Below are 21,558 nucleotides of genomic sequence, written 5' to 3'. Positions count from 1 at the left end.
GCCAATAGCGGATTACCTGCCTGCGGGCAGCGGAATTATCGCGCCACCTACAGCCAAATCCTGCGCACGCCTAGGAGGATGCGGTTTTCGCCTCAGGCCGCTGTAAGAATTCTGATACAGCGCAGATACCAGACTGTCGCTTATGTCGCTGTTCTGCTGGCGAAAATTCCAATCCCGACTAGTTTCAATTCCGTAAGCAGATATGCGTAGGACTGCTTTCCTAGGGGACTTATCAGCCGGAAATACGGAAATGCAGGCCAAAAATCGCGCGAAGATCTTTCAGCCCGTGGGACATGCCCTGGCGCTGGAACAACGTATTCTTTTCGACGGGGCCGCAGCCGCGGCCGTCGACCAGCAGCGTCACGACAGTACCGCTGCGGAGGCGAAGGACACGGCCAAGCCGGCCACGGCGGTAGAGGCCCGCGCCCAGGCGGCGGCGCCCGCGCAAGCCGCGCCGCGCAACCTGGTGGTCATCGATGCTCGCCTGGAGAACCGCGATCAGCTCGCCGCCAACCTGCCGGTGGGCACCACAGCCCTGGTGGTGGACGCCGGCCAGGACGCCATCGCCGCGATCAGCAACGCGCTGACGCAACTGGGGAAGGTCGACTCGATCCAAATTTTCTCCCACGGCGCCACCGGCCAGTTCACCCTGGGCAACCAGACCTTCACCAGCCAGAGCGTTGACCAGCTCGGCGAGCGCCTGAGCGCCTGGCGCGGCGAACTCAATGCCGGCGCCGATATCCAGCTCTATGGCTGCGACGTAGGCTCTGGCAGCACAGGTCAGGCGCTGGTCAACGAGCTGGCGCGCTGGACCGGCGCTGATGTTGGCGCCTCCAGCAATGCCACCGGCTCGACCCTTGCCGGCGGTGACTGGAATCTCGAAGTACGCGCGGGGGATGTCGACAAGACTATCGCCCTGAGCGCGAGCACCCTGACCGACTTCCAGGGCCTGCTGGCCAACGCCAGCCCCACCGTGGCCATGGGCAGTGGCGGCTCGGCCGTGCGCCTGGGCGATACCTTCACCTTCGACGTCAACTTCAGCAACCCGTCCACTCAGGTCGGCTTCGCGCCCTACATCGACCTGTTCATGCCGGCCACCGGTCGTGACGGCAATGACGGCGCGACTTTCGTTTCCGCCACCTACCTGGGCCAGGCGGTGAAGAGCTTCGTCATCACCTTCGATGCCAATGGCAACGCCACCCACCCGCTGGCCAAGGACGCAAACGGCAACGCCCTGGTGATCAACGCAGCCAGCGTCGGCATGAAAGCCGGCGACCAGATGGTGGTGCTGCAACTGCCCTACGCCAGCGTCACCAGCGGCCAGCCGGCCATCGGCATCCAGGTCACCGCACAACTGAGCAACCTGGCCGACACCAGCTATTCCGACGGCGCGCCGAACCTCACGATCAACGCCCGCGGCGGATTCGAGTACGGCAACGATTCCCTGAACAACCCCGCGCAGGACCCGACCCTGGTGGAGGCCGCCCTGCACAGCTTCGTGGTCACCCCGACCCTGCTGTCCGTCACCCAGACGGTGGACATGCCCGAGGGCGAGACGGTCACCGGGCCAAACTTCACCCGCACCGAGACGGTCACCGTGACCCCGGCCCCCGGCCAGACACTGACCAACGTGACGGTCACCCAGACGGTGCCCGACCAGGTCCATGTCAGTTCCATCACGCCCGGCGCAGGCGGCACCCTGACGTCCATCACCCTGCACGACGGCACCGTGCTGACCAACCCCACGCTGATCGCCGCGGCGCTGAACAACCCCAATGTCTTCGTCGCCAGCTACACCGTTCACTACGACACCCTGAGCGCAGCCAGCACCACCACGGTCGGTTTCTACGTGCCGGAGATCGACGCCGCCGGGCGACCGGTGCTCGACCCTGCCACGGGCAATCCACGCACGATCACCTTCGGCACCGCCACCGTGAGCGGCGACTGGAACCCGCTGGACGTGCGCGACCGCCCGACCGACCCGGACGGCTATCCCTTTACCGTCACCGGCAACGGCGCGGGCATCACCTTCGTCGCCAAATCCATCACCCTGCTCAAGACGGTGAACCTGCAGAACGACGTCGGCACCCCCGGCATCACCCCCGGCGACACCCTGCGCTACACCATGGACGTGGCGATTTCCGACTTCTATGCCTTCGGCAAGAACATTCTTGGCCAGGGGCAATTCACCATTACCGACCAACTCAGCGACGGCCAGACCTTCTCCAGCGCCAACGCGCCGAGCATCGTCATCCAGCAGCACGGTACCTCGCAGGTCATCCCGGTGATCTACACCGCCACGGTGAACGCCGATGGCAGCACCACACTGGTCTTCGATATCGGCGCCTCCATTGCTGCCGCGGTCCAGGGGCCGGGACTTTATGCCCTGTTCGGCGACCTCTGGGACGACGACATCCAGGAAGGCGCCACGCGCATGTCCGTCGTCTATGACGCGATCATCGACACCACCTACACCTCCGACCACCCGCCCCACGACCAGCTCAACGAGGGCGATAGTGTCAGCAACAACGCGCTGGTGGACGCCACCGTGCTGCGCGACTCGCTGAACATCGGCGGCGAACAGACTGATGGCTCCAGCACCACCAGCACCATCAAGACCTCCAACGTCGATATCGAGCTGACCCAGGTCAACGGCGGCGCCCCGCCGGGTAACGGCGAGCTGCGCCCCGGCGATGTGGTGACCTTCACCATTACCTATGACCTGCTGGTGGCCGATTACGAGAACTTCACCCTCACCGCCTACCTGCCGCTGCCGCTGCTCGCCTCGCAGGTCACCGACTGGACCCAGGGCACCGGCGTGGGCCAATGGACCTTCGGCGCCGGCAACAATATCGCCGACGTGCCAGACAGCGTACGCACCGGCGCCGGCAACTCGATCATCTTCAACTTCGGCAACTTCGCGTCCGGCGGCCTGAACGGCGGCCGGGTGCAGGTGCAGTTCACCATGGTCGTAGGCGACCAGCCTTTCGCCGACCAGCGCGAACTGGACGTGCTGGCGCAGTCCAGCCAGACCACCACCATCGACAAGACGGTGTTGGTTTCCTCTGATGTGGCGGTGATCGAATCGGTTGCCGAACCGGTCCTGGACATCAAGCACGGCGTCGTCTCCACCACCCACGGCACGGTCAGCGGAACCACCGGCACCTGGGCCCAGCCGGGCACCACCGGCGTGCCCTTCAGTGGCAGCGTCACCAGCCTCGCGGCGGTAGACGGCAACGTCAGCGGCATCGACGGCGCCGACACCCTGCGCCTGGCCACGGCGATCAAGAACAGCGGTGGCGGCAACGCCTACGACGTCACCACCAGCATCACGCTGCCGGCGGGCCTGGCCTTCGTCGGCGGCAGCCTGTCGACCGCCAACCTGCAGATCCATCGCGGCGATGGCACCCTGCTGGTGCAGGGCGTCGACTACAGCATCAGCGGCAACAGCATCACCTTCCTCGACGCCAACAACCAGGGCACCCTGCTGAATGGCCGCGCCGGCACAGCCAACGATCTCTCCGGCGCCAACGTCGTGGTGATCACCTACGACGTCACCGTGAGCAACGCCATCCTCGCCTCGAGCACCCTGCAGAGCAGCGCCGCGCTGACCCGCTATGCCAGTGTCGAGGGCGGCCAGGACTTCACTCCGGTGGACATCGTCGAGATCGCCAACCAGCAGGTGGCGGCGCCGACCATCACCAAGACCTACCAGAACGGCAGCCTTACCGACGACGACTCCAGCGCCGGCCACACCAGCGGCAGTAACCTGGTGATCGGCGAAAAGATGACCTACGACATCGTCGTCACGCTGCCCGAAGGCGGCACCGCCAACCTGCGTCTTTCCGACCTGATCCCGCCGGGCCTGCGCCTGGATACCACGGCCTTCGGCGGCGCGGGTTACCAGCTCATCTTCAATGCGACCGACAACAATATCGACCCCTTCAGCGGCGCGCTCCTGCAGAATTTCAACGGGACCGTCAGCATTATTCCGTCAACCCCCAACGGCGGCGACGGTGTCGATCTGCAACTGGTGTTCAGTGCCGCCGGCGCCACGGCGGACAACAACATCGGCAACAACGCATTCGTCATCCGCCTGGTGCTGGTGGCCAGCAACGTGCAGGGCAACCAGCAGGGCGTGACCCTGAACAACGGCGCGCAAATCACCTACAGCGACCCGGACGGCGATACGCCCAACGGCGCCACGGCGGTGGATCGCACCGTCGCCAGCCCGCAGCAGCCCTCGGTGACCATCGTCGAGCCGACCCTGACGGTGAGCCAGCAAGTCACTTCCACGCCCACCTACGGCGGCTTCGACGAAGGCGACACGGTCACCTACACCATCACCATCAGCAACAATTCCGGCACCAATGCCTTCGATCTCAGCCTGCTGAACATACTGCCCACGCAGATGGACAACATCGTGATCACCGGCAAGGTCTACAACGGCGGCGCCACCAACAACGGCGGCGTGGACTTCATCATCCAGAACGGCCAACTGGTCACCGCCAACGGCGCTGACATCGACATCACCGACGGCGGCAAGATCGTCATCAGCCTGTCCGGCGTGGTGAACGCCACGGCCGCCGGCCAGGCGGTCATTTCGAACAACGTCGTGGTGCGCTGGACCAGCCTGGACGGCCTGAACAACACCACCGACACCGGCGCCGGCGAACGCAGCGGCGACGACGGACTGCTCAATTCCGGGGTGCTCAACGACTACCGGCAGATCAACACGCTGCTCATTCCCGTCACCAACGGCATCCAGGTCTCCCGCGTCGGCGGCCTCGACGCCACGCCGCCGGCGACCAATTCCTCCGGCGCCATCGATACCGCCGGCCTGGAGGAAACCGTCGTGGTCGGCGAGATCATCCGCTACCGCGTGGCGGTCGTAGTACCCACCGGCGACAACCCCAACTACCAGATCCGCATCGAGCTGGCTCCCGGACTGGAGTTCATTCCGGCCGATCTCAACAACATCCTGATCGCCCTGGGCTCCAGCACCGGCGGGCTCACTACGGACGCCACCAACCTGATCAGCGGCGGCTCGCTGATCATGATCGGCAACCAGAACAGCGACGTCTCGCTGCCGATCCACCCGGACCTCTCCGGCGACAAACCCACCGGTATCTTCAACATCAACAGCGGGCGCCTGGCGATTTCCACTGATGGCCGGACCATCACCTTCAACCTGGGCAACCTGACCAACACCGAAGTGAACGATGGCGATATCGAAGGCGTGATCCTGGAGTTCAACGTTCGCGTCGCCAACATCGCCAGCAACCAGACCGGCGCGCAGCTGAGCATGAATGTGTTCGAACACGTCGGCGCCGGCGCCGGCGTCGATCGCGGTCACAGCGCCACGATCTTCGAGCATGTGGTGGAGCCGAGTTTCACCGGCATGGACAAGTCGGTCATCGACATCGCCGCCGGCAGTGTGGCGGGCACGACCAACGCTACCGTCTCCGTCAGCTTCACGCAGAACGGCGAAGTCCCGGCTTACAACGTCGTGCTGCGCGACCAGTTCCCCAATGGCAGCGACTACGCCATCCAGAGCATCATCATCAACGGCAACAGCTACACCACCGGCAACCTGCCGGCGGGCGTCACCGCCAGCGTGGTGGGCGGCCAGGTGGTACTCAACTTCGACCAGCTGAACGTCAACGACAAGGTGCAGGTGATCTACAGCGTCACCCTGCCCAACACCATCGTTCCCGACGATGCCAACAGCTCCGCGGTGCTGACCTGGACCAGCCTTCCCAGCAGCTTCGAGAACGCCGGCTGGGGCGGCTCGCTGCCACTGACCGCCGGCGGCGCCGATGGCGAACGCACCGGTCAGGACGGCGCCACCGGCCTGAACGACTACATCCTCAGCGACGGCGCCGGCATGGGCGTGGTGCAAGGCACCCTGTGGGATGACACCAAGTCCGCCACCAACAGCGTAACGCCCGACGGCCCCGGCCTGGGCGGCATCGGCGTGACCCTGACCTGGGCCGGCGACGACGGCGTGTTCGGCAACGCCGACGACCGCACGTTCAACACCGTGACCGCCGCCGACGGCACCTACCAGTTCGCCATCCTGCCCTCGGGCAACTACCTGGTGGCGGTGGCGCAGAACTTCGCCCAGGCGAGCAACAACCGCTTCCACGTGCGCGTCGACACCGACACCGGGACGTCCACCGTCGGCCTGGGCAACATCAACCTGAACCTCACCGAGGGCGCCATCGGCATCGCCAATGCCGGCTACGTGCACATCAACGAAGCGCCGATCAACACCGTCACCGACCAGCACGGCCAGGAAGACACCGTGCTGCATATCGTCGGCCTCACCACCAGCGACGTGGACGTCAACGCCGGCAATGCCAACGGCATCATGACCGTCACCCTCAGCGTGGTGCACGGCGTGCTCTGGCAGAGCGCGACGACGCCCGGTGCAAGCGATGCGCCCCCGGCTGGCGCAGGTCGCACCCTGGTGCTGACCGGCACCCTGCAGCAGATCAACGTCGCCCTCGGGCAGATCTATTACAAGGGCGACCAGGACTTCAACACCGCCCGCAATGCCGAAACCCTGACCATGGTGACCAACGACCAGGGTAATTTCGGTGACGCGGACGGCGACGGCATCCCCGGCGAAAACCCCGACGACGCCCTGGAAGACACCGACACCCTGAATATCGTCATCGACCCGGTGAACGACGCACCCATTGCCCACCCCGACCTCGCCATCGCCATCGAAGCCGGCGGCTCGAATAACGCCACGGTCGGCGTCGATCCGACGGGCAACGTGCTGGACAACGATACCGACGTGGACATCGCCACCAACGGCGACATCCTCAAGGTCACCCGTCTGGAGAACTCCCTCGGCGGCTTCGTCACGGTACCCGCCACCGGCGTGGTCAGTCTCGCCGGCCGCTACGGCACGCTATACATAACCGCCACAGGCGGCTTCCAGTACGTGGTCGACAACACCAACGCCGCGGTACAGGCACTACGCAGCGCGGGCGACGTGCTGCGCGAGTCCTTCGGCTATTTCATCGAAGACAGCGGCCGCCTGGGCAGCTCGACGTCCCTGACCATCGACATCCACGGCGCCAACGACACCCCTGTGGCGCGCAACGACGCGGGTACCGCTGTCGAAGCCGGTGGCGCCAACAATGGCAGTCCCGGCTCGGACGCCATCGGCAATGTGCTGCTCAATGACAGCGATGTGGACTCCACGGTCTACGGCGAGACCAAGGCAGTCAGCCTGGTGCGCTACGACGGCATCGGCGGCGGGCGCATATTCCCGGTTGCTCCTGGCGCGCCGGCGACGCTGCAGGTCCTCTATGGCAGCCTGACGATGAACGCCGATGGCTCGTACCGCTACGTGGTCGACAACAGCAACCCTGTGGTCAATGCCTTGTCGCCCGGGCAAACCCTCACCGAGGTATTCACCTACCAGGTCACCGACAAGGGTGGCCTGAGCGCCATCGCCACCCTGACCATCACCATCCAGGGCGCCAACGACGCCCCGATGGCAGTGGACGACCACAATACCGCTACCGCTGGCGCCAGCGACGGCAGCCCGGCGCCGGTCAACGCCAGTGGCAACGTGATCACCGGCGCTCCGGGCACCGGCGTGGACACCGACGTCGACAACGCGGACAAGCCCAATGCCGACAAGCTTCGGGTTGATGGTGTGCGCTCCGGCCTGGAGACGGCCGGCGGCGCGCTGACGACCGTCGCCGGCACCATCAGCATCACCGGCACCGCCGCACGGCTGGCCAACGGCACGATCATCAGCGGCAACTTTGGCCAGCTCACCATCGGCGTCGACGGCACCTACACCTTCATCGTCAACAGCGCTGACCCGGCCATTCGCGCGCTGACCGCCAACCAATCGCTGGACGTGGTCTTTACCTACCGCATCCATGACAGCGGTGGCCTGACCGACCTGGCACAGCTGGTGATCACCGTCACCGGCGTCAACGATCCGCCCATGGTCCAGCCCGTGGAAATCCACGCCACCGAAGCCGGCGGCCTGAACAACAACGTTCCCGGCCTGGACCCGACCGGCAGCATCCGCGGCTCGTACACCGACCCGGACGGCGACGTCCTCACCATCACTGCCGTGGTCAATCCCAACGGGATCAGCGGCAATGTCGGGGCAGACCTCGCCGGCAACCACGGGGTACTGCTGCTCAACGCCGACGGCAGCTACCGCTTCGTGGTCAACAACCTCGACCCGGCCGTCCAGTCATTGCGCACCTATAACGACACACTGACCGAGGTGTTCACCTACACCGTCAGCGACGGCAATGGCAAATCGATCACCCGGACCTTCACCGTGGTCATCCACGGGCAGAACGACACCCCCATCGCCGCCGACGATACCGGCACCGCTATCGAAGCCGGCGGGACGCTCAACACCACTCCCGGCGCCCCGGCTACCGGCAACGTGCTGCCCAACGACCTCGACGTCGACGGCGCCGCCTACGGCGAAACCAAAGTGGTGGATGCCGCGCGTAGCGGCGACAAGAGCAGCGGCGGAACGCTGGTCGACCTCACCGCCAGCGGCGGCGTGATCGCCGGCAGTTACGGCACCCTGGTACTCAACGCAAACGGTACCTACACCTATACGGTGAACGACAGCCTCGCGGCGGTGCAGGCCCTGAAGCTGGGCGACAGCCTGGTGGAATCCTTCACCTACCGCATGCACGACACCGCTGGCGCCAGTTCCATTGCCCAGTTGACCATCACCATCGAGGGCCGCTACGACGCCCCGGTGGCCAACGACGACATCAACTACGCCGTCGCCAACCTAGACGGCAGCGGCGGCCGCAACCCTACCGGCAACGTGATCACCGGTTTGACCGGGATCTTCGACGGTATCGGCAAAGACACCGATGTCGATGCCGGCGACCACATGCGCGTCACCACCATTGCCAAAGGCCCCGAAGGCGCCCAGGTGAACACCGTGGCGGTGGTGGCGGGCAGCCCGCAGACCATCCAGGGCTCCTTCGGTACCCTGGTGATCAATGCCGACGGCAGTTACCAGTACTTCGTCGACAGCACCAACCCGGACATCATCTCCCTCGGCCCGCTGGCGTTCGCCCTCGAATCCTTCACCTACCAGGTGACCGACGACGGTGGACTCAATGACCACGCCACGCTGATCATCCTGATCCGCGGGCGCAACGAACCACCGGTCACCGCGCCGGACTTCGGCAGCGCCGTGGAAGACGGCGGCCTGCACAACAACGTGCCGGGCAGCAACCCCTCGGGCAATGTCCTGGCCAACGACACCGACCCGGACACCATCACCACCATCCCGCAGGACGTGATGCACGTGGTCTCCTTCTGGGCCGGCGACAGCCCGACATCCACCACTGTCACCGCGCCCGGCCAGACCCTGCGCGGCCAGTACGGCACGCTGACGCTGAACCAGGACGGCAGCTGGAGCTATGCACTGGACAACACCCTACCGGAAGTCGAAGCCCTGCGCGCCAGCGGCCAGACCCTGCAGGACAAGTTCACCTACCTGGGCGCAGACATCTGGGGCGGCGCCACCCCCGGCCTGCTGACCATCACCATCGACGGCCGCAACGACACGCCGATTGCCAGCGATGACGCCGCCATCGCCGTCGAGGCCGGCGGCGTGAACAACGGTACGCCCGGCGTCGACCCGCGCGGCAACGTGCTGGACAACGACACCGACGTCGACGGCGTACAGTACGGTGAGACCAAGACCGTCCTGCAGTACACCGGCGAAAACGGCAACAGCGCCAGCGCCGGCCAGGTGCTCCAGGGGCTCTACGGCAAGCTGACGATCAACGCCGACGGCAGCTACAAGTATGTCGTGGACAACGACAGCCCCACGGTACAAGCGCTGCGCACCGCTGGCGAAACCCTGCGGGAGGTCTTCATCTACCGCATGCGCGACACCGCTGGCGCTACCTCCGATGCCCGCCTAACCGTGACCATCCAGGGCGCCGATGACAACCCGGTGGCACGCGACGACAGCAACTTTGCCAGCGATGAAACGCCGGCGCCGCAGGCCAGCGGCAACGTGCTGCCCAACGACAGCGACGTCGACGGCGGCGACGCCATCAGCGTGACCGGCATCCGTACCGGCGAAGAGTCGGGCAGCGGCAACGCCGGCGTCGTCGGCCAGCCCATCGCCGGTCGCTACGGCACCCTCGTGCTCAACGCCGACGGCAGCTACACCTACACCATCGACATGAGCAACCGGGAAGTGCTGGCCGCCGCCGGCCTGGGCCAGGTCCTCAAGGACTACTTCACCTACACCATCAGTGACCTGACAGGGCTCAGCGACCAGGCCCAGCTGACCATCACCCTGGACATCGCCACGCCCTACATCCCGCCGGGCCCGCACTTCGATCGCTTCGGCGACGATGGCTACCCCCGTGACCGCATACCCGACGTCGACCCGGCGATCTTCGTGCAACCGGTGGTCGAGCGCATCGACGAGCGCCTGTCCCTCTCCGGCTGGGGGGCAGACGGCAGCAACGTCGAGTTCTTCGCCACACCGGAGATCGAAAGTCCCTCGCTGGGCGCGCAGCTGGGCCAGGTGAAGGGCCAGTTCGTTGCCCGCGCCGTAGCCGAGAGCCGTCGTGCGGCGGCCCTGGACAACAATTGGGTGGACGGCCGCCACGGCGTGATCAGCCTGAGCGCCGACGGACTGCTACCCGACCCATCGCTCTGGGCTCCCTTCCCTGCTGACATGGTAGGCAAGCCCGACAAGGCCACACAGACCGCACCGGGCTTCCGCGCCCAACTGCGCGAGGCTGCCCAGCGTCGGAGCGGCGGCCAATGAGGAACAAGCGACCAATTCAGATCGATCAAGGACAGAACATGCCCGCCTACGCACTGAAATGCCTGAGCGCCACCATCACCGTCAGCATCCTGCTCAGCGCCTGCTCGGCGTTCGAGCCCAAGCCCTATACCGAGGAGGAAATGCGCCAGCGGGTAATCGATGATCAGGCGCGGATGTACAAGGAGCAGGAGCCGGTCAGCGGGCCGATCACCTTCTACGAGGCCTCGGCGCGGGCGTTGAAATACAACCTCGACTACCGCCTGAAGCTGCTGGAAAGCGCGCTGGCCTCCGATCTGCGCGACGTCACCAGTCACGAGATGCTGCCCCGCGTCGTGGCCTCGGCGGGCTACGCCGGGCGCAACAACGATTCCGGCGGCACCTCCATCGGCATCGAGGACCGCCAGGTCAGCTTGCGCCCGTCCACCTCGGAAGAGCGCTACCGCCAGCTCTACAGCCTGGGGCTGTCCTGGAGCCTGCTGGACTTTGGCGTTGCCTACTTCCGCACCCAGCAGAAGAACGACCAGATGCTGATGGCCGAGGAACGCCGCGAGAAGGTCGCGCAGAACGTCCTGCAGGACGTGCGCAATGCCTACTGGCGCGCCCTGGGCGCCCAGCGCCTGCTGCCGGAAGTGGACGGCTTGCTGATGCGCACCCACCGCGCCCTGACCTCCGCCCGCGAGGCCGAAGGCAAGGGCCTGCTGCCGCGCCAGGACATCCTCGCCTACCAGCGTGCCCTGCTCGACTCGGTGTACATGCTTACCGTACGCCGCCAGGACCTGGAATTCGCCCGCGCCGAACTGGCCGCGCTGATGTCGCTGCCGCCGAACACGAAAATGGTCCTGGCCGACATCGGCGAGCAACCGCTGCCGCTGGTGACCAATAACGTCGAGCGGCTGGAGCGCCTGTCGCTGGAACGCCGTCCGGAGATCATGGAGGAGTGGTATCGCAAGCGCGTCGACATGAACGACCTGAAGATCGCCAAGGCCCAGCTGTGGCCCAACGTGAGTTTCAACTACGGCTACGAGTACGACTCCAACAAGTACCTGTACAACAACGACTGGAACCAGACCGGCATCAACGTCTCGATGAACCTGCTGCGCCTGGCGCAGTACCCGGACATCAAGGCCGCCGAGGCCATCCAGGAGAAGACCGACGACATGCGCCGCACCGCGCTGTCCATGGCCATCCTCACCCAGGTCCGGGTCGGCCTGCTGCGCTACCAGTTGGCGCGCCAGGAAGTGGAGTTCGCCGACGAGAGCCTGCGCGTTGACCAGAGCCTGCTCAGTTACGCCCAGTCCGCCCGTGGCGCCGCCCTGGGCAGCGAACTGGAGCTGATCCGCGCCGAGGGCCGCTACTTGCTCTCGCGCTACCAGCGCGAAGCCGCTTACTCCGACGCCCAGGCAGCCTGGGGGCGGCTGTACAACTCGGTGGGCTTCGAGGTGATGCCCAAGGAAATCGAGAACCACGACGTGAAGACCCTCGCGCGGGAAATCCAGCGCACCCTGGAACAGCAGACCAGCACCAACCTGCTCGCCAGCAACGGCCCCGCCGCCGTTCAGGCTTCCGTCGTGCAACCTTCCATTGGGCAAGCTTCCGTCGGGCAAAAGGAAACCGCCAATGCCGCGCAGTAAGTCGTACCTGCTCCTCCCGTTGTGCCTGATGTTCCTCCAGCCGGCACTGGCCGAAGACGCCAGCGCCCTGCCGCCTCTTCCCGACAACCAGGATCCCGGCGCGATCCGGGTACTGCTGGTCTCCAACCTGGAAACCACCCTCTCCGCCCAGATGAACGGGACGCTCGGCGCGCTCAAGGCCAGCCTTGGCGACAAGGTCGCCAAGGACGCCCAGCTCGCCCAGCTCAACTGCGTCGAGGTCAATGCCCGCGCCAAGGTTGCCGGCGCCGAACTGAACATGGCCCGCGCCAACCTGGCCGCCAAACAGAACCTGCGCAAGCTCGATGCCGTCGGCGACCTGGAAGTGGCCATGGCCAACACCGAGGTGCAGAAAGCCGACGGGGCCCTCACCCTGGCGCGTGCCCAGGCCGGCTATTGCCAGATCGACGCGCCGTTCTCCGGACGCATTGCCAAGGTCTACGTCAAGCCGTTCCAGACGGTGACGGCCGGCACGCCGCTGTTCGACCTGGTCAGCGACGGCGCGCTGAAAGTCCGTCTCAACGTACCCTCATCCATGCTGCCCAGCCTGCGCCCGGACATGCCCCTGGAAGTGGACATCCATGAAACCGGCAAGCAGTACCCGGCCAAGGTCAGCGTGATCAACGCGCGGGTCGACGCCGTGGCGCAGACCGTGGAACTCGAGGCGAAGCTGGATGCCAGCTACCCCGAACTGATCGCCGGCATGAGCGGGGTCGCGCGCTTCCCCGAAAGCCATGAGTGAGCTGCTGCCACCCCCCCAGCTGCTGCTGAGCCTGGCCAATGTGCGCGACAAGGCGCTGGCGGCCGACTCTCTCGGCGGCCTGGCCTTCAGCATCGCCAACGACCTGTTCCCGCTGCTGCGCTTCCACCAGGCGCTGGTGTTCGCCTGCCATGAGTCGCGCAACGAATTGCTGGCAGTGTCCGGACTGGCCAAGCCCACCGAGGACTCGCCCTACCTGGTCTGGCTGGAACGCGCCAGTCGCTGGGTCGCTGCGCAGGTACCCGACGCCACGCCGACCTGGCTGGCCCGCGATGCCATCGAACCACCCGCCGACATCGCCGAAGGCTGGAGCGAATGGTGGCCCGCCGGGCTCTGGTGCGTACCGCTGCACGACCGCGCGGGCAAACGCCTCGGGCTGGTGCTGTTCCTGCTCGACGAACCTCCGGCGCGCAACCTGCAACCGTTGCTGCTGGGTATCTGGCAGACCTGGGCACACGCCTGGGCCTCGTTCGGGCCACGTACCCGCCTGCGCTTCTGGCGGCCGAGCAAACGCCAGGTGCTGGTCGGCGTGATTGCACTGGCCGCGCTGCTGCTGATTCCGGTACGGCAGACGGCCCTGGCGCCGGCGGAAGTCGTGTCGCGCAACGCCCAGGTGATCAGCTCGCCGATCGACGGGGTGATCGTCAAAATGCTGGTTCGCCCCAACCAGAACGTAGACGTCGGTACGCCGCTCTTCGAACTGGACGAAACCACCCTGCGCAGCCGCGCCGACGTGCTGGCCAAGGAAGTCGCCGTGGCCGACGCCGAACTCATGGCGGCCAGCCAGCGCGCCTTCGACAACCCGCAGAGCAAGAGCGAACTCACGGTGCTCGACGGCCGCGCCCGCCAGCGTCGTGCCGAGCTGGCTGCCGTGCAGGCACAACTGGCGCGTACGCGAGTGCTCGCGCCGCGCGCGGGCGTGGCCGTGTACAGCGACCCGAACGACTGGCTGGGCAAGCCCGTGGTCACCGGCGAGCGCATTCTGCAGATTGCCGATCCGAAAGCGCCGGGCATGCGCATCCAGTTGCCGGTAGCCGACGCCATCGCACTGGAGCCGGGAGCAAAAGTGGCGCTGTTCCTCACCGCGTACCCGCTCGACCCGCTGCACGGGGAAATCCTCGATACCAGCTACCAGGCCAAGCCCAGCGACGAAGGCGTCGCTTCCTACCGCCTGCTGGCCAGCGTCGAGGATGCGCCGCCTCATGCGCGACTCGGTTTGCACGGCACCGCCAAGCTCTATGGCGAGCGCGTGGTGCTGGGCTATTACCTGCTGCGTCGCCCGCTGGCCTCGCTGCGCGCCTGGACCGGCTGGTAGCGCCATGGACATCGCCGCCGAAGACCTACCCACCCCGCCCCTGCGGGACGACCTGCGCCTGGATGAAGCCGCCCCCGGCCCGGACGGAGAGCCGGTGTGGGTGATCCAGGACAGCGTACTCAATCGTTTCTACCGCATCGGCTGGCTGGAGTTCGAATGCCTGCTGCGCTGGGAACAGACACCCCGCCAGATCAGCGAGCAGATCGCCGAGCAGACCGCGCTCAAGCCCGACGCCGAGCAGGTGCTGGGCTTCCGCCAGTTCCTCGAACACCACCAGTTGCTGCGCCCAGGCCCCGAAGCCCTGGCGCGCCTCGCTGCGCGCAGCGAAGGCAAACAGTGGACGACCTGGAACTGGTGGCTGCACCACTACCTGTTCTTCCGCATTCCGCTGATCCGCCCGCAACGCTTCCTGCGCGCCATCGCCGGCAGCCTCGACTGGCTGTTCAACCGCTACGTGGCGACGCTGGTGCTGCTGCTCAGCCTTGCCGGCATCGTGCTGGTGGCGCACCAGTGGGACACCTTCACCCACGACGTGGTGGAGTCCTTTTCCTTCGAGGGCCTGCTCAGCTTCGCCGCCGCGCTGGTGGTGGCCAAGACGCTGCACGAACTCGGGCACGCGCTGGTGGCGACGCGACTGGGGCTCAAGGTCGCGCACATGGGCATCGCCTTCGTGGTGATGTGGCCGATGCTCTACACCGACACCGGCGAGAGCTGGAAACTGCGCAGCAACCGCCAGCGCCTGGCAATTGCCAGCGCGGGCATCATCACCGAACTGGGCCTGGCCGGGCTGTCCACGCTGGGCTGGGCGCTGGCCGATCCCGGCCCCCTGCGCAACGCCCTGCTCTACCTGGCGACCACCAGCTGGGCGCTGTCGCTGGCGCTGAACGCCAGCCCCTTCATGCGCTTCGACGGCTACTTCATCTTCTCCGACCTGCTGGACTTCCCCAATCTGCATGAGCGCGCCGGCGCACTGGCGCGCACCACGCTGCGACGCAACCTGCTCGGGCTGGACGAGCCCTGGCCGGAGCACTTCCCCACCGGCAAGCGCCGGGCGCTGGTGGCCTTCGCCTTCGGCACCTGGGTCTACCGCCTGCTGCTGTTCCTCGGGATCGCCGTGGCGGTCTACTACTTCTTCTTCAAACTGCTGGGGATCTTTCTGTTCGCCGTGGAAATCAGCTGGTTCATCGTTCAGCCCGTGTGGAGAGAACTCAAGGTCTGGTGGCAGCGCCGAGCGGAAGTGCAGCCGCGGCGCAAGCTGGTGTTCCTCGCGCTACTCGGCGCCTTGCTGCTCCTGCTCGCCATTCCCTGGCGCACCCAGGTGCACGCCATGGGCGTGGCCCGTGCGGCTGCGCAACTGCACGTCTACGCGCCCTTCCCCGCGCTGCTGCGCGACCTGCGCCCCGGCGGCGAAGTCGGCCAGGGCGAGACGCTGGCGGTGATGGAGGAACCCGACATCGCCGCCAAGATTCGCAGCAGCGAAGCCGGCATCCGTGGCTTCCAGGGGCGTCTGGCCGGCATGCTCGCCGACCCCTCGGGCCTCTCCGAAGAAGCCGTCACCCGCCAGCGCCTGGGGGTGGAGTACCAGCAGGCCCGCGCCGCCCGCAACGAAATGGCGCGCCTGAACCTGACAGCGCCCTTCGCCGGCCGCTGGATGGACGTCAACCCGGACTGGAAGCCCGGCCAGTGGATCAACACCCGCGAGCCCATCGGCGTGCTGGTGGACCCACGGCACTGGCTGGTGGACGCCTACGTCAAGCAGGACGAAGTGCAGCGCCTGACCGACGGCGGCCGTGTGCGCTTCTACCCCGAAGGCATACCGCAGGCCATTGAAGGGCAGGTGGTGCTGATCGGCACCACGCGCATCAGCCAGCTGGAACAGCCGATGCTCGCCTCGCGCTACGGCGGCCCGCTGAACGTCAACGCGCAGGGCGAAACCCTCGTGCCCAACCCGGCGCTGTTCCACATACTGGTCAAGCTGGACGCCGCGCCACCGAACCTCCACGAAACCCGCGGCCACCTGCAGATCGAAGGCGCACGGCGCAGCTGGCTGGGCGAAGGCTTCACCCGCCTGCTGGCCGTTGCACTGCGCGAGAGCGGCTTCTAGCGAGGGGTGCAACGGGCCGCCCCTTCTGGCGTTTGTTCCTGACCAGGGGGCAACGTCGCGGACATCCTTCCCGTAGGAGCGGACTCCGTCCGCGATGGTTTCGCCCAGCTCCCAGGTCGATCGGAGTGGCGTTGAATCGATCGCGGACGGAGTCCGCTCCTACGCCCAAGCCTTTAGTCTGAGCTCTGATCTGAAGAACAGCGAAGTGACGGATACCGCAAGCCTGCCTATCCTCAACCTCGCACCGTCGAGGATCGACGGGTAGGCTGCAGGTGCCCCTCATCAGAACCGGCATTCGATGACTCGAACCCAGATACCTCACCCAGCAATCCCACCACCAGCGCAGGGCCAGCCATGAAGCGCTGGAGCCGCAAGCCGCTGACGCTGCGGGTGCTGATCCTCGCCTTCGTCCTGCTGGCTGCACTGGCGACCCTGGGCAACAGCCTGGTGGTGGCCTACAACGTGCAGCGCAGCGCACTCATCCACTCCACCCTGGAAGCCAATCGCGCCTATGCCGCCAAGGTTGCTTCGAGCATCAGCGAATTCCTCAGCTCCGCGCAGCGCAACCTGGCCTACAGCGCGGCAATACAGGCCAGGCATTTCGATGAACCCGCCGTGCTGCGCGCCGAGGCGATGCGCCTGCAGGCGCAGGACACCTTTTTCAATTCGCTGATCGTCGTCGATGCCCATGGCAAGGTGCTCCAGGCCTATCCCGATTCCCTGCAGATCGTCGGCACCACGCTGCGCTCGGAAAGCGTGCAGGAAGCGCTGCGGCTGAAGCAGCCAAAGATCAGCCAGGCCTACGTTTCCATCGCCGGCAACCTCGTGGTGCTGATCTCGCAGCCGATCATCGGTGCCAACGGCGAGTACCTGGGGCTGGTCGGCGGCTCGGTGTACATCCTCAAGCCCAGCGTGCTGCACACCATCATCGGCAGCCATTTCCAGGAGGAAGGCACCTTCGCCTTCGTCGCCGATGCCAACCGGCGCCTGCTGCACCACCCCGAGGTGGCGCGCGTCGGCGAATTGCTCGTCCACAGCAGCACGGTGGACGCCGCCCTGCGCGGGGAAAGCGGCGTCATGGAAGTGCTCAACTACAAGGGCGTGCCCATGCTCGCCGGCTACGCCAATGTGCCCGCCGCCAACTGGGCGGTGGTCGCCCAGCAGCCGCGCGACCTCAGTCTCTCGCCGTTGAACCTGCTGATGAAGGACATGCTCATCGGCCTGATCCCGGCCAGCCTGATGGGTGTACTGGCCATCTGGGCCGGCACCCTGTTGATCACCCGACCACTGCGCCAGTTGGCGAAGAGCGCCGAGCAGTTGTCGAACCCGGAAACGCCCCGCGAACTGCAGGACATCAAAACCTGGTATCGCGAGGCGGCGGCGATCCGCGCGGCGCTGCTCACTGGCGTCGGGTTGATGCAGCAGAAGTTCGGACGCCTGAGCCTGGAGGCGCAAAGCGACGTCCTGACCGGCCTCGCCAACCGCCGGGCGCTGGGCGCCGCGCTGGAAGCGCTGGGCCAATCCGGGCGGCCCTACTCGGTGCTGGCGGTGGACATCGATCACTTCAAGAAGGTCAACGACACCTGGGGACACGATGCCGGCGACGAGGCCCTGCGCCGCGTCGCTGCCGTGCTGCGCGATTCGTCCCGGGCCGACGATCTGGCCTGTCGCTCGGGAGGCGAAGAGTTCGTCCTGCTGCTGCCGGAAACCACCCTGGAAGCGGCCAGCGCCATCGCCGAGCGCATCCGCGAAACCGTGGCGATCACGCCTATACCGCAAGTGGGCCTGCTTACCCTGTCCATCGGCGTCGCCGAGTCCGGGGGGGCAGCGTCAACCGCGGAATCCGTGCTCAAACAGGCCGACCGCCGTCTCTACCGCGCGAAACAGACTGGCCGCGACCGTGTAATCAGCAGTGACGCCAGCTAGTCCATCGGATCGAGCGTCGTCAGCCGCGATGCCAATGCACGCGCCAGGTCGTTGATCCGCCCGCCATCGCCCAAGCCGGGGGCGATATAGATGGCCACGGGAAACGCCACCGCCTCCTCCAGGGGCAAGGGCTGGCGGTTCAGGCCCAGCAGACGTGCCATCCTCGCCGGCAGGGTCACCCCCAGCGGATGGCGGTCCAGCATCAGACGCGCGGCAAGGGCGCTCTGCACCCGGCAGGCGATATTCCTGCGCAGTCCGCGTAGGCCAAGCTGCAAGTCCACCGGGCACAGGCCGCCACGCCGGGCGGACACGTGGACCTGGGGCTGCCGCAGGTAGTCGGCGAGCGTCTGCGGGGGACTCTCCAGCGCGGCACCGTGGGCGAAGACGTAGCGGTCCGCCGGCACCGAGATACGCTCGATGCCGTAGCCGAACGGCACCACCTGTTCGATGTCCAGCAGCACGTCCAGCCGGCCTTCGCGCAGTTCGTCGAAGGCCACGCGGCGCTGTGGCTGGTAGAAGCTTACCCGCCACGCCTCGCCCAGCCGCGCCAGGGCGGTGTCGAGAAACAGCGGCTGCAGGCAGTCGACACAGCTGACCCGCAGTTCGGGCGCCGTCGACGGGCGTCCGGGCACCTGGCGCCAGCCTTCGCGCAGGCTTTCGAAGGCCAGGCGTACATGGTCGGCCAGACGATGCCCCGCAACAGTGGGCGTCACACCCAGGTGGCTCTTGATGAACAGCGGATCGCCGCAGTGCTTGCGCAGGCGGCTCAGGGCATTGCTCACCGCCGGCTGGCTCAGGCCCATCAACCGCGCGGCGCGGGTGATGCTGCGCTGCTGGTAGATGGCGTCGAACACTGACAGCAGGTTCAGGTCGAGGTCATACAGGTCGTGCATGGTCAGCAATCGTCGTGCAACAGGATCAGGCCGAACAACAGTCCGGCGGTGAGCATCAGCGTCAGGCTCAGCCAGGCCACGGCGTGGCCGTTGCCGACTGGTGCCGAGCCGGCCAGCGCGCGGGAGCCGCGTCGGTAATGTGCGCCCTGCCCGAGCTGGCAGACCAACGCACAGCCCGTCAGCAGCGCAGCCGGAACCAGAGCGAATACCGACAGCTCGCCGATCCTCCGCAGCACCAGCGCCGCCAGCACCAGCAGCACCAGCAGGGTTCGCGTCCAGGCCAGGGTGGTGCGTTCGGCCTGCAATCCGTTATCGCTCATGCCCACTGGCTCATCACTGGTAGCCGATCAGGCCGGCAGCCAGCACTACGCAGGCCAGCGCCAACAACGGCACCAGCAGCGGCACCGGCAAAGGCCGCCCTTGTCGCAGCGCACGCTCCACGCTCAGCCAGCGAACCCCGGCCGCCCCGGCGGTAAGCAGGCCGAGGCCGGCCAGCGCCAGGGCCAGGAAGGTCCGTACAGCCCCCGTCAGTGTGGGGCTTACGAAGGCATCCAGGGCGATGGCGCCGGCCAGCAGCGCCATCGAGGTGCGAATCCAGGCGAGGAAGGTCCGTTCATTCGCCAGGGTGAAACGCGGGTCCGGCTCCTCGCCGCCGCCCAGCAGGCGGTCGGCCAGGCGACTGCGGCCGCCACTCATTGCCGCCAGACCATCAGCGAATCCCCAGTCCGCGCAGAGCACCGGGCGAGTAATCCGAGGTGGTGGCGCGGAAGCCGAAGTCGTAGCCGCGCGGCTGCTCGTTGCTCATGTTGGAAGCGATGTAGCGGCCCGCCTGCAGGTCATAGAACACCTGGACGGCGGACAGCAGCACCTGGACATCCGGACGATAGAACGTGTGATTCTCGCCGATCCGCCAGAGCTCGCCACGACTGTCGTACTGGTCGTTTTCCACCACGGTCCAGCTGTCCTCGTCGAGATAGAAGCGCCGCTTGGAGTAGATATGGCGGGCGCCGGGCTTCAGCGTGGCCTCCACTTCCCAGACGCGGTGCAACTCGTAGCGGGTCGGCGCCGAGTCGATCACGCCAGGCTTGAGGAAGTCAGCGTACTTCAGGCTGGGTGAAGCCAGGCGGTAGCTGTTGTAGGGGATGTACAGCTCCTTCCTGCCGATCAGTTTCCAGTCGTAGCGATCCGGCGCGCCGTTGTACATGTCGCGGCTGTCCGCGGTTCTCAGACCGGCGGTGGTCGGCCCGGCGGCGTCGTAGGCATTGTCCGGAGCACGGCGCACCCGGCGCTGGCCGGAGCTGTAGACCCAGGAGAGGCGCGGTTGCTTCACCTGATCCAGTGTCTCGTGGACCAGCACCACCTCGCCCACCTGGCGCGACGGCGCGGTGATGCGGTGGCTGTAGTAGAACAGCATGTTGTCCACCTTGCCCGGCTCGTAGTTGCTCACCTGGTCGGCCATGGTGAAGCGCTGCTCGGTGGTGGTGATCACGTAGTCGCCACCGGCCTGGGGCGCCGCGCTGTCATTGACCGACAGCAGGCTACCGCCGCGATAACGGGTAATGTGGTTCCAGATCGCTTCCAGGCCGTTTTGCGGAATCGGGAAGGCCACCGCGCCGTGGAAGCCCTCGATGCCATTGCCGTCATTGACGAGCCTGGCGCCGGTGGCGTTCTGCGCCACCCAGCCCTTCACCATGTCCGACACACCCACGCTGCGGTGGCTGGGGTAGACCGGCAGCTTGTACTGGCCGGGATAGCGCTTGAGCAGCGCAATCTGCCCGGCGGTGAGATTGGCCTGGTACTGCTGGTAGTTGCTCGAATCGATGGTGAACAGGGGCTGGTCGCCGGCGTACGGGTCGGCCGGGGTGCCGTTGCCCTGTATCTTCAGGCCATCGCCGGACAACCCGCCCAGCCAGGCCGGGACTTGGCCGTCAGCGCTGGCGGCGCGTTCGGCGCCCATGGGAGTCAGGCTGTCTTGCAGCTTGGCGGCCTCGCCGGCCGGCACGGCGGCGTAGGCACCTTCGCCCAGGAGGACAGCGCCGTGGGTCAGGAGGACGGCGGAAAACAGGCAGTAGATGCGTTTCAAGAGGCAGGCTCC

General features: G+C 66.5%; 10 protein-coding genes. 6 read left to right on the top strand and 4 right to left on the bottom strand.

The window, feature by feature from the left end; translation table 11 throughout:
- Positions 1-250 precede the first annotated feature (250 nt).
- The 6 genes from ACNFH5_RS21985 (at position 251) to ACNFH5_RS21960 (ending at position 18,570) form a co-directional block, all read left to right on the top strand.
- On the top strand, positions 251-10,816 hold the full coding sequence (locus tag ACNFH5_RS21985) for a VCBS domain-containing protein (RefSeq protein WP_416749612.1): 10,566 nt from the start codon (positions 251-253) through the stop codon (positions 10,814-10,816).
- A gap of 38 nt (positions 10,817-10,854) precedes the next feature.
- Positions 10,855-12,447 (top strand): TolC family protein, encoded by a 1,593-nt coding sequence (locus tag ACNFH5_RS21980; RefSeq protein ID WP_416749610.1) that lies wholly within the window; start codon positions 10,855-10,857, stop codon positions 12,445-12,447.
- Complete coding sequence (locus ACNFH5_RS21975) at positions 12,434-13,207, top strand: efflux RND transporter periplasmic adaptor subunit (protein ID WP_416749608.1); 774 nt, start codon at positions 12,434-12,436, stop codon at positions 13,205-13,207. The genes ACNFH5_RS21980 and ACNFH5_RS21975 overlap by 14 nt, the downstream gene beginning before the upstream one ends.
- Positions 13,200-14,540: an efflux RND transporter periplasmic adaptor subunit gene (locus ACNFH5_RS21970; RefSeq protein WP_416749606.1), complete on the top strand. Its 1,341-nt coding sequence runs from the start codon at positions 13,200-13,202 to the stop codon at positions 14,538-14,540. The genes ACNFH5_RS21975 and ACNFH5_RS21970 overlap by 8 nt, the downstream gene beginning before the upstream one ends.
- A gap of 4 nt (positions 14,541-14,544) precedes the next feature.
- On the top strand, positions 14,545-16,644 hold the full coding sequence (locus tag ACNFH5_RS21965; RefSeq protein ID WP_416749604.1) for an HlyD family efflux transporter periplasmic adaptor subunit: 2,100 nt from the start codon (positions 14,545-14,547) through the stop codon (positions 16,642-16,644).
- A 354-nt stretch (positions 16,645-16,998) separates the two neighbouring features.
- The gene (locus tag ACNFH5_RS21960) at positions 16,999-18,570 is read left to right on the top strand and encodes a diguanylate cyclase (RefSeq protein ID WP_416749602.1); all 1,572 of its coding nucleotides are present in this window, start codon (positions 16,999-17,001) and stop codon (positions 18,568-18,570) included.
- Here ACNFH5_RS21960 and ACNFH5_RS21955 read toward each other — a convergent pair.
- From ACNFH5_RS21955 to ACNFH5_RS21940, 4 genes are read right to left on the bottom strand one after another with little or no spacing between them, the layout of a single operon-like run.
- Complete coding sequence (locus tag ACNFH5_RS21955; protein WP_416749600.1) at positions 18,567-19,463, bottom strand: LysR family transcriptional regulator; 897 nt, start codon at positions 19,461-19,463, stop codon at positions 18,567-18,569. The genes ACNFH5_RS21960 and ACNFH5_RS21955 overlap by 4 nt on opposite strands.
- 2 nt (positions 19,464-19,465) lie before the next feature.
- Positions 19,466-19,783: a DUF202 domain-containing protein gene (locus tag ACNFH5_RS21950; RefSeq protein WP_416749598.1), complete on the bottom strand. Its 318-nt coding sequence runs from the start codon at positions 19,781-19,783 to the stop codon at positions 19,466-19,468.
- A gap of 13 nt (positions 19,784-19,796) precedes the next feature.
- Complete coding sequence (locus tag ACNFH5_RS21945; RefSeq protein WP_416749596.1) at positions 19,797-20,159, bottom strand: YidH family protein; 363 nt, start codon at positions 20,157-20,159, stop codon at positions 19,797-19,799.
- A gap of 13 nt (positions 20,160-20,172) precedes the next feature.
- Complete coding sequence (locus ACNFH5_RS21940; protein ID WP_416749594.1) at positions 20,173-21,546, bottom strand: DUF1329 domain-containing protein; 1,374 nt, start codon at positions 21,544-21,546, stop codon at positions 20,173-20,175.
- Between the last annotated feature and the right edge of the window lie 12 nt (positions 21,547-21,558).

Source organism: Pseudomonas sp. NY15435 (assembly GCF_048068295.1).
Lineage (GTDB): Bacteria > Pseudomonadota > Gammaproteobacteria > Pseudomonadales > Pseudomonadaceae > Pseudomonas.
This window is presented reverse-complemented; position numbering and strand designations above follow the sequence as displayed.

What these genes read in the sequence shown, in the direction of transcription:
- ACNFH5_RS21985 (WP_416749612.1), top strand. Translation starts at nt 251, where the DNA reads ATGCAGGCCAAAAATCGCGCGAAGATCTTTCAGCCCGTGGGACATGCC.
- ACNFH5_RS21980 (WP_416749610.1), top strand. Translation starts at nt 10,855, where the DNA reads ATGCCCGCCTACGCACTGAAATGCCTGAGCGCCACCATCACCGTCAGC.
- ACNFH5_RS21975 (WP_416749608.1), top strand. Translation starts at nt 12,434, where the DNA reads ATGCCGCGCAGTAAGTCGTACCTGCTCCTCCCGTTGTGCCTGATGTTC.
- ACNFH5_RS21970 (WP_416749606.1), top strand. Translation starts at nt 13,200, where the DNA reads ATGAGTGAGCTGCTGCCACCCCCCCAGCTGCTGCTGAGCCTGGCCAAT.
- ACNFH5_RS21965 (WP_416749604.1), top strand. Translation starts at nt 14,545, where the DNA reads ATGGACATCGCCGCCGAAGACCTACCCACCCCGCCCCTGCGGGACGAC.
- ACNFH5_RS21960 (WP_416749602.1), top strand. Translation starts at nt 16,999, where the DNA reads ATGAAGCGCTGGAGCCGCAAGCCGCTGACGCTGCGGGTGCTGATCCTC.
- ACNFH5_RS21955 (WP_416749600.1), bottom strand. Translation starts at nt 19,463, where the DNA reads ATGCACGACCTGTATGACCTCGACCTGAACCTGCTGTCAGTGTTCGAC.
- ACNFH5_RS21950 (WP_416749598.1), bottom strand. Translation starts at nt 19,783, where the DNA reads ATGAGCGATAACGGATTGCAGGCCGAACGCACCACCCTGGCCTGGACG.
- ACNFH5_RS21945 (WP_416749596.1), bottom strand. Translation starts at nt 20,159, where the DNA reads ATGAGTGGCGGCCGCAGTCGCCTGGCCGACCGCCTGCTGGGCGGCGGC.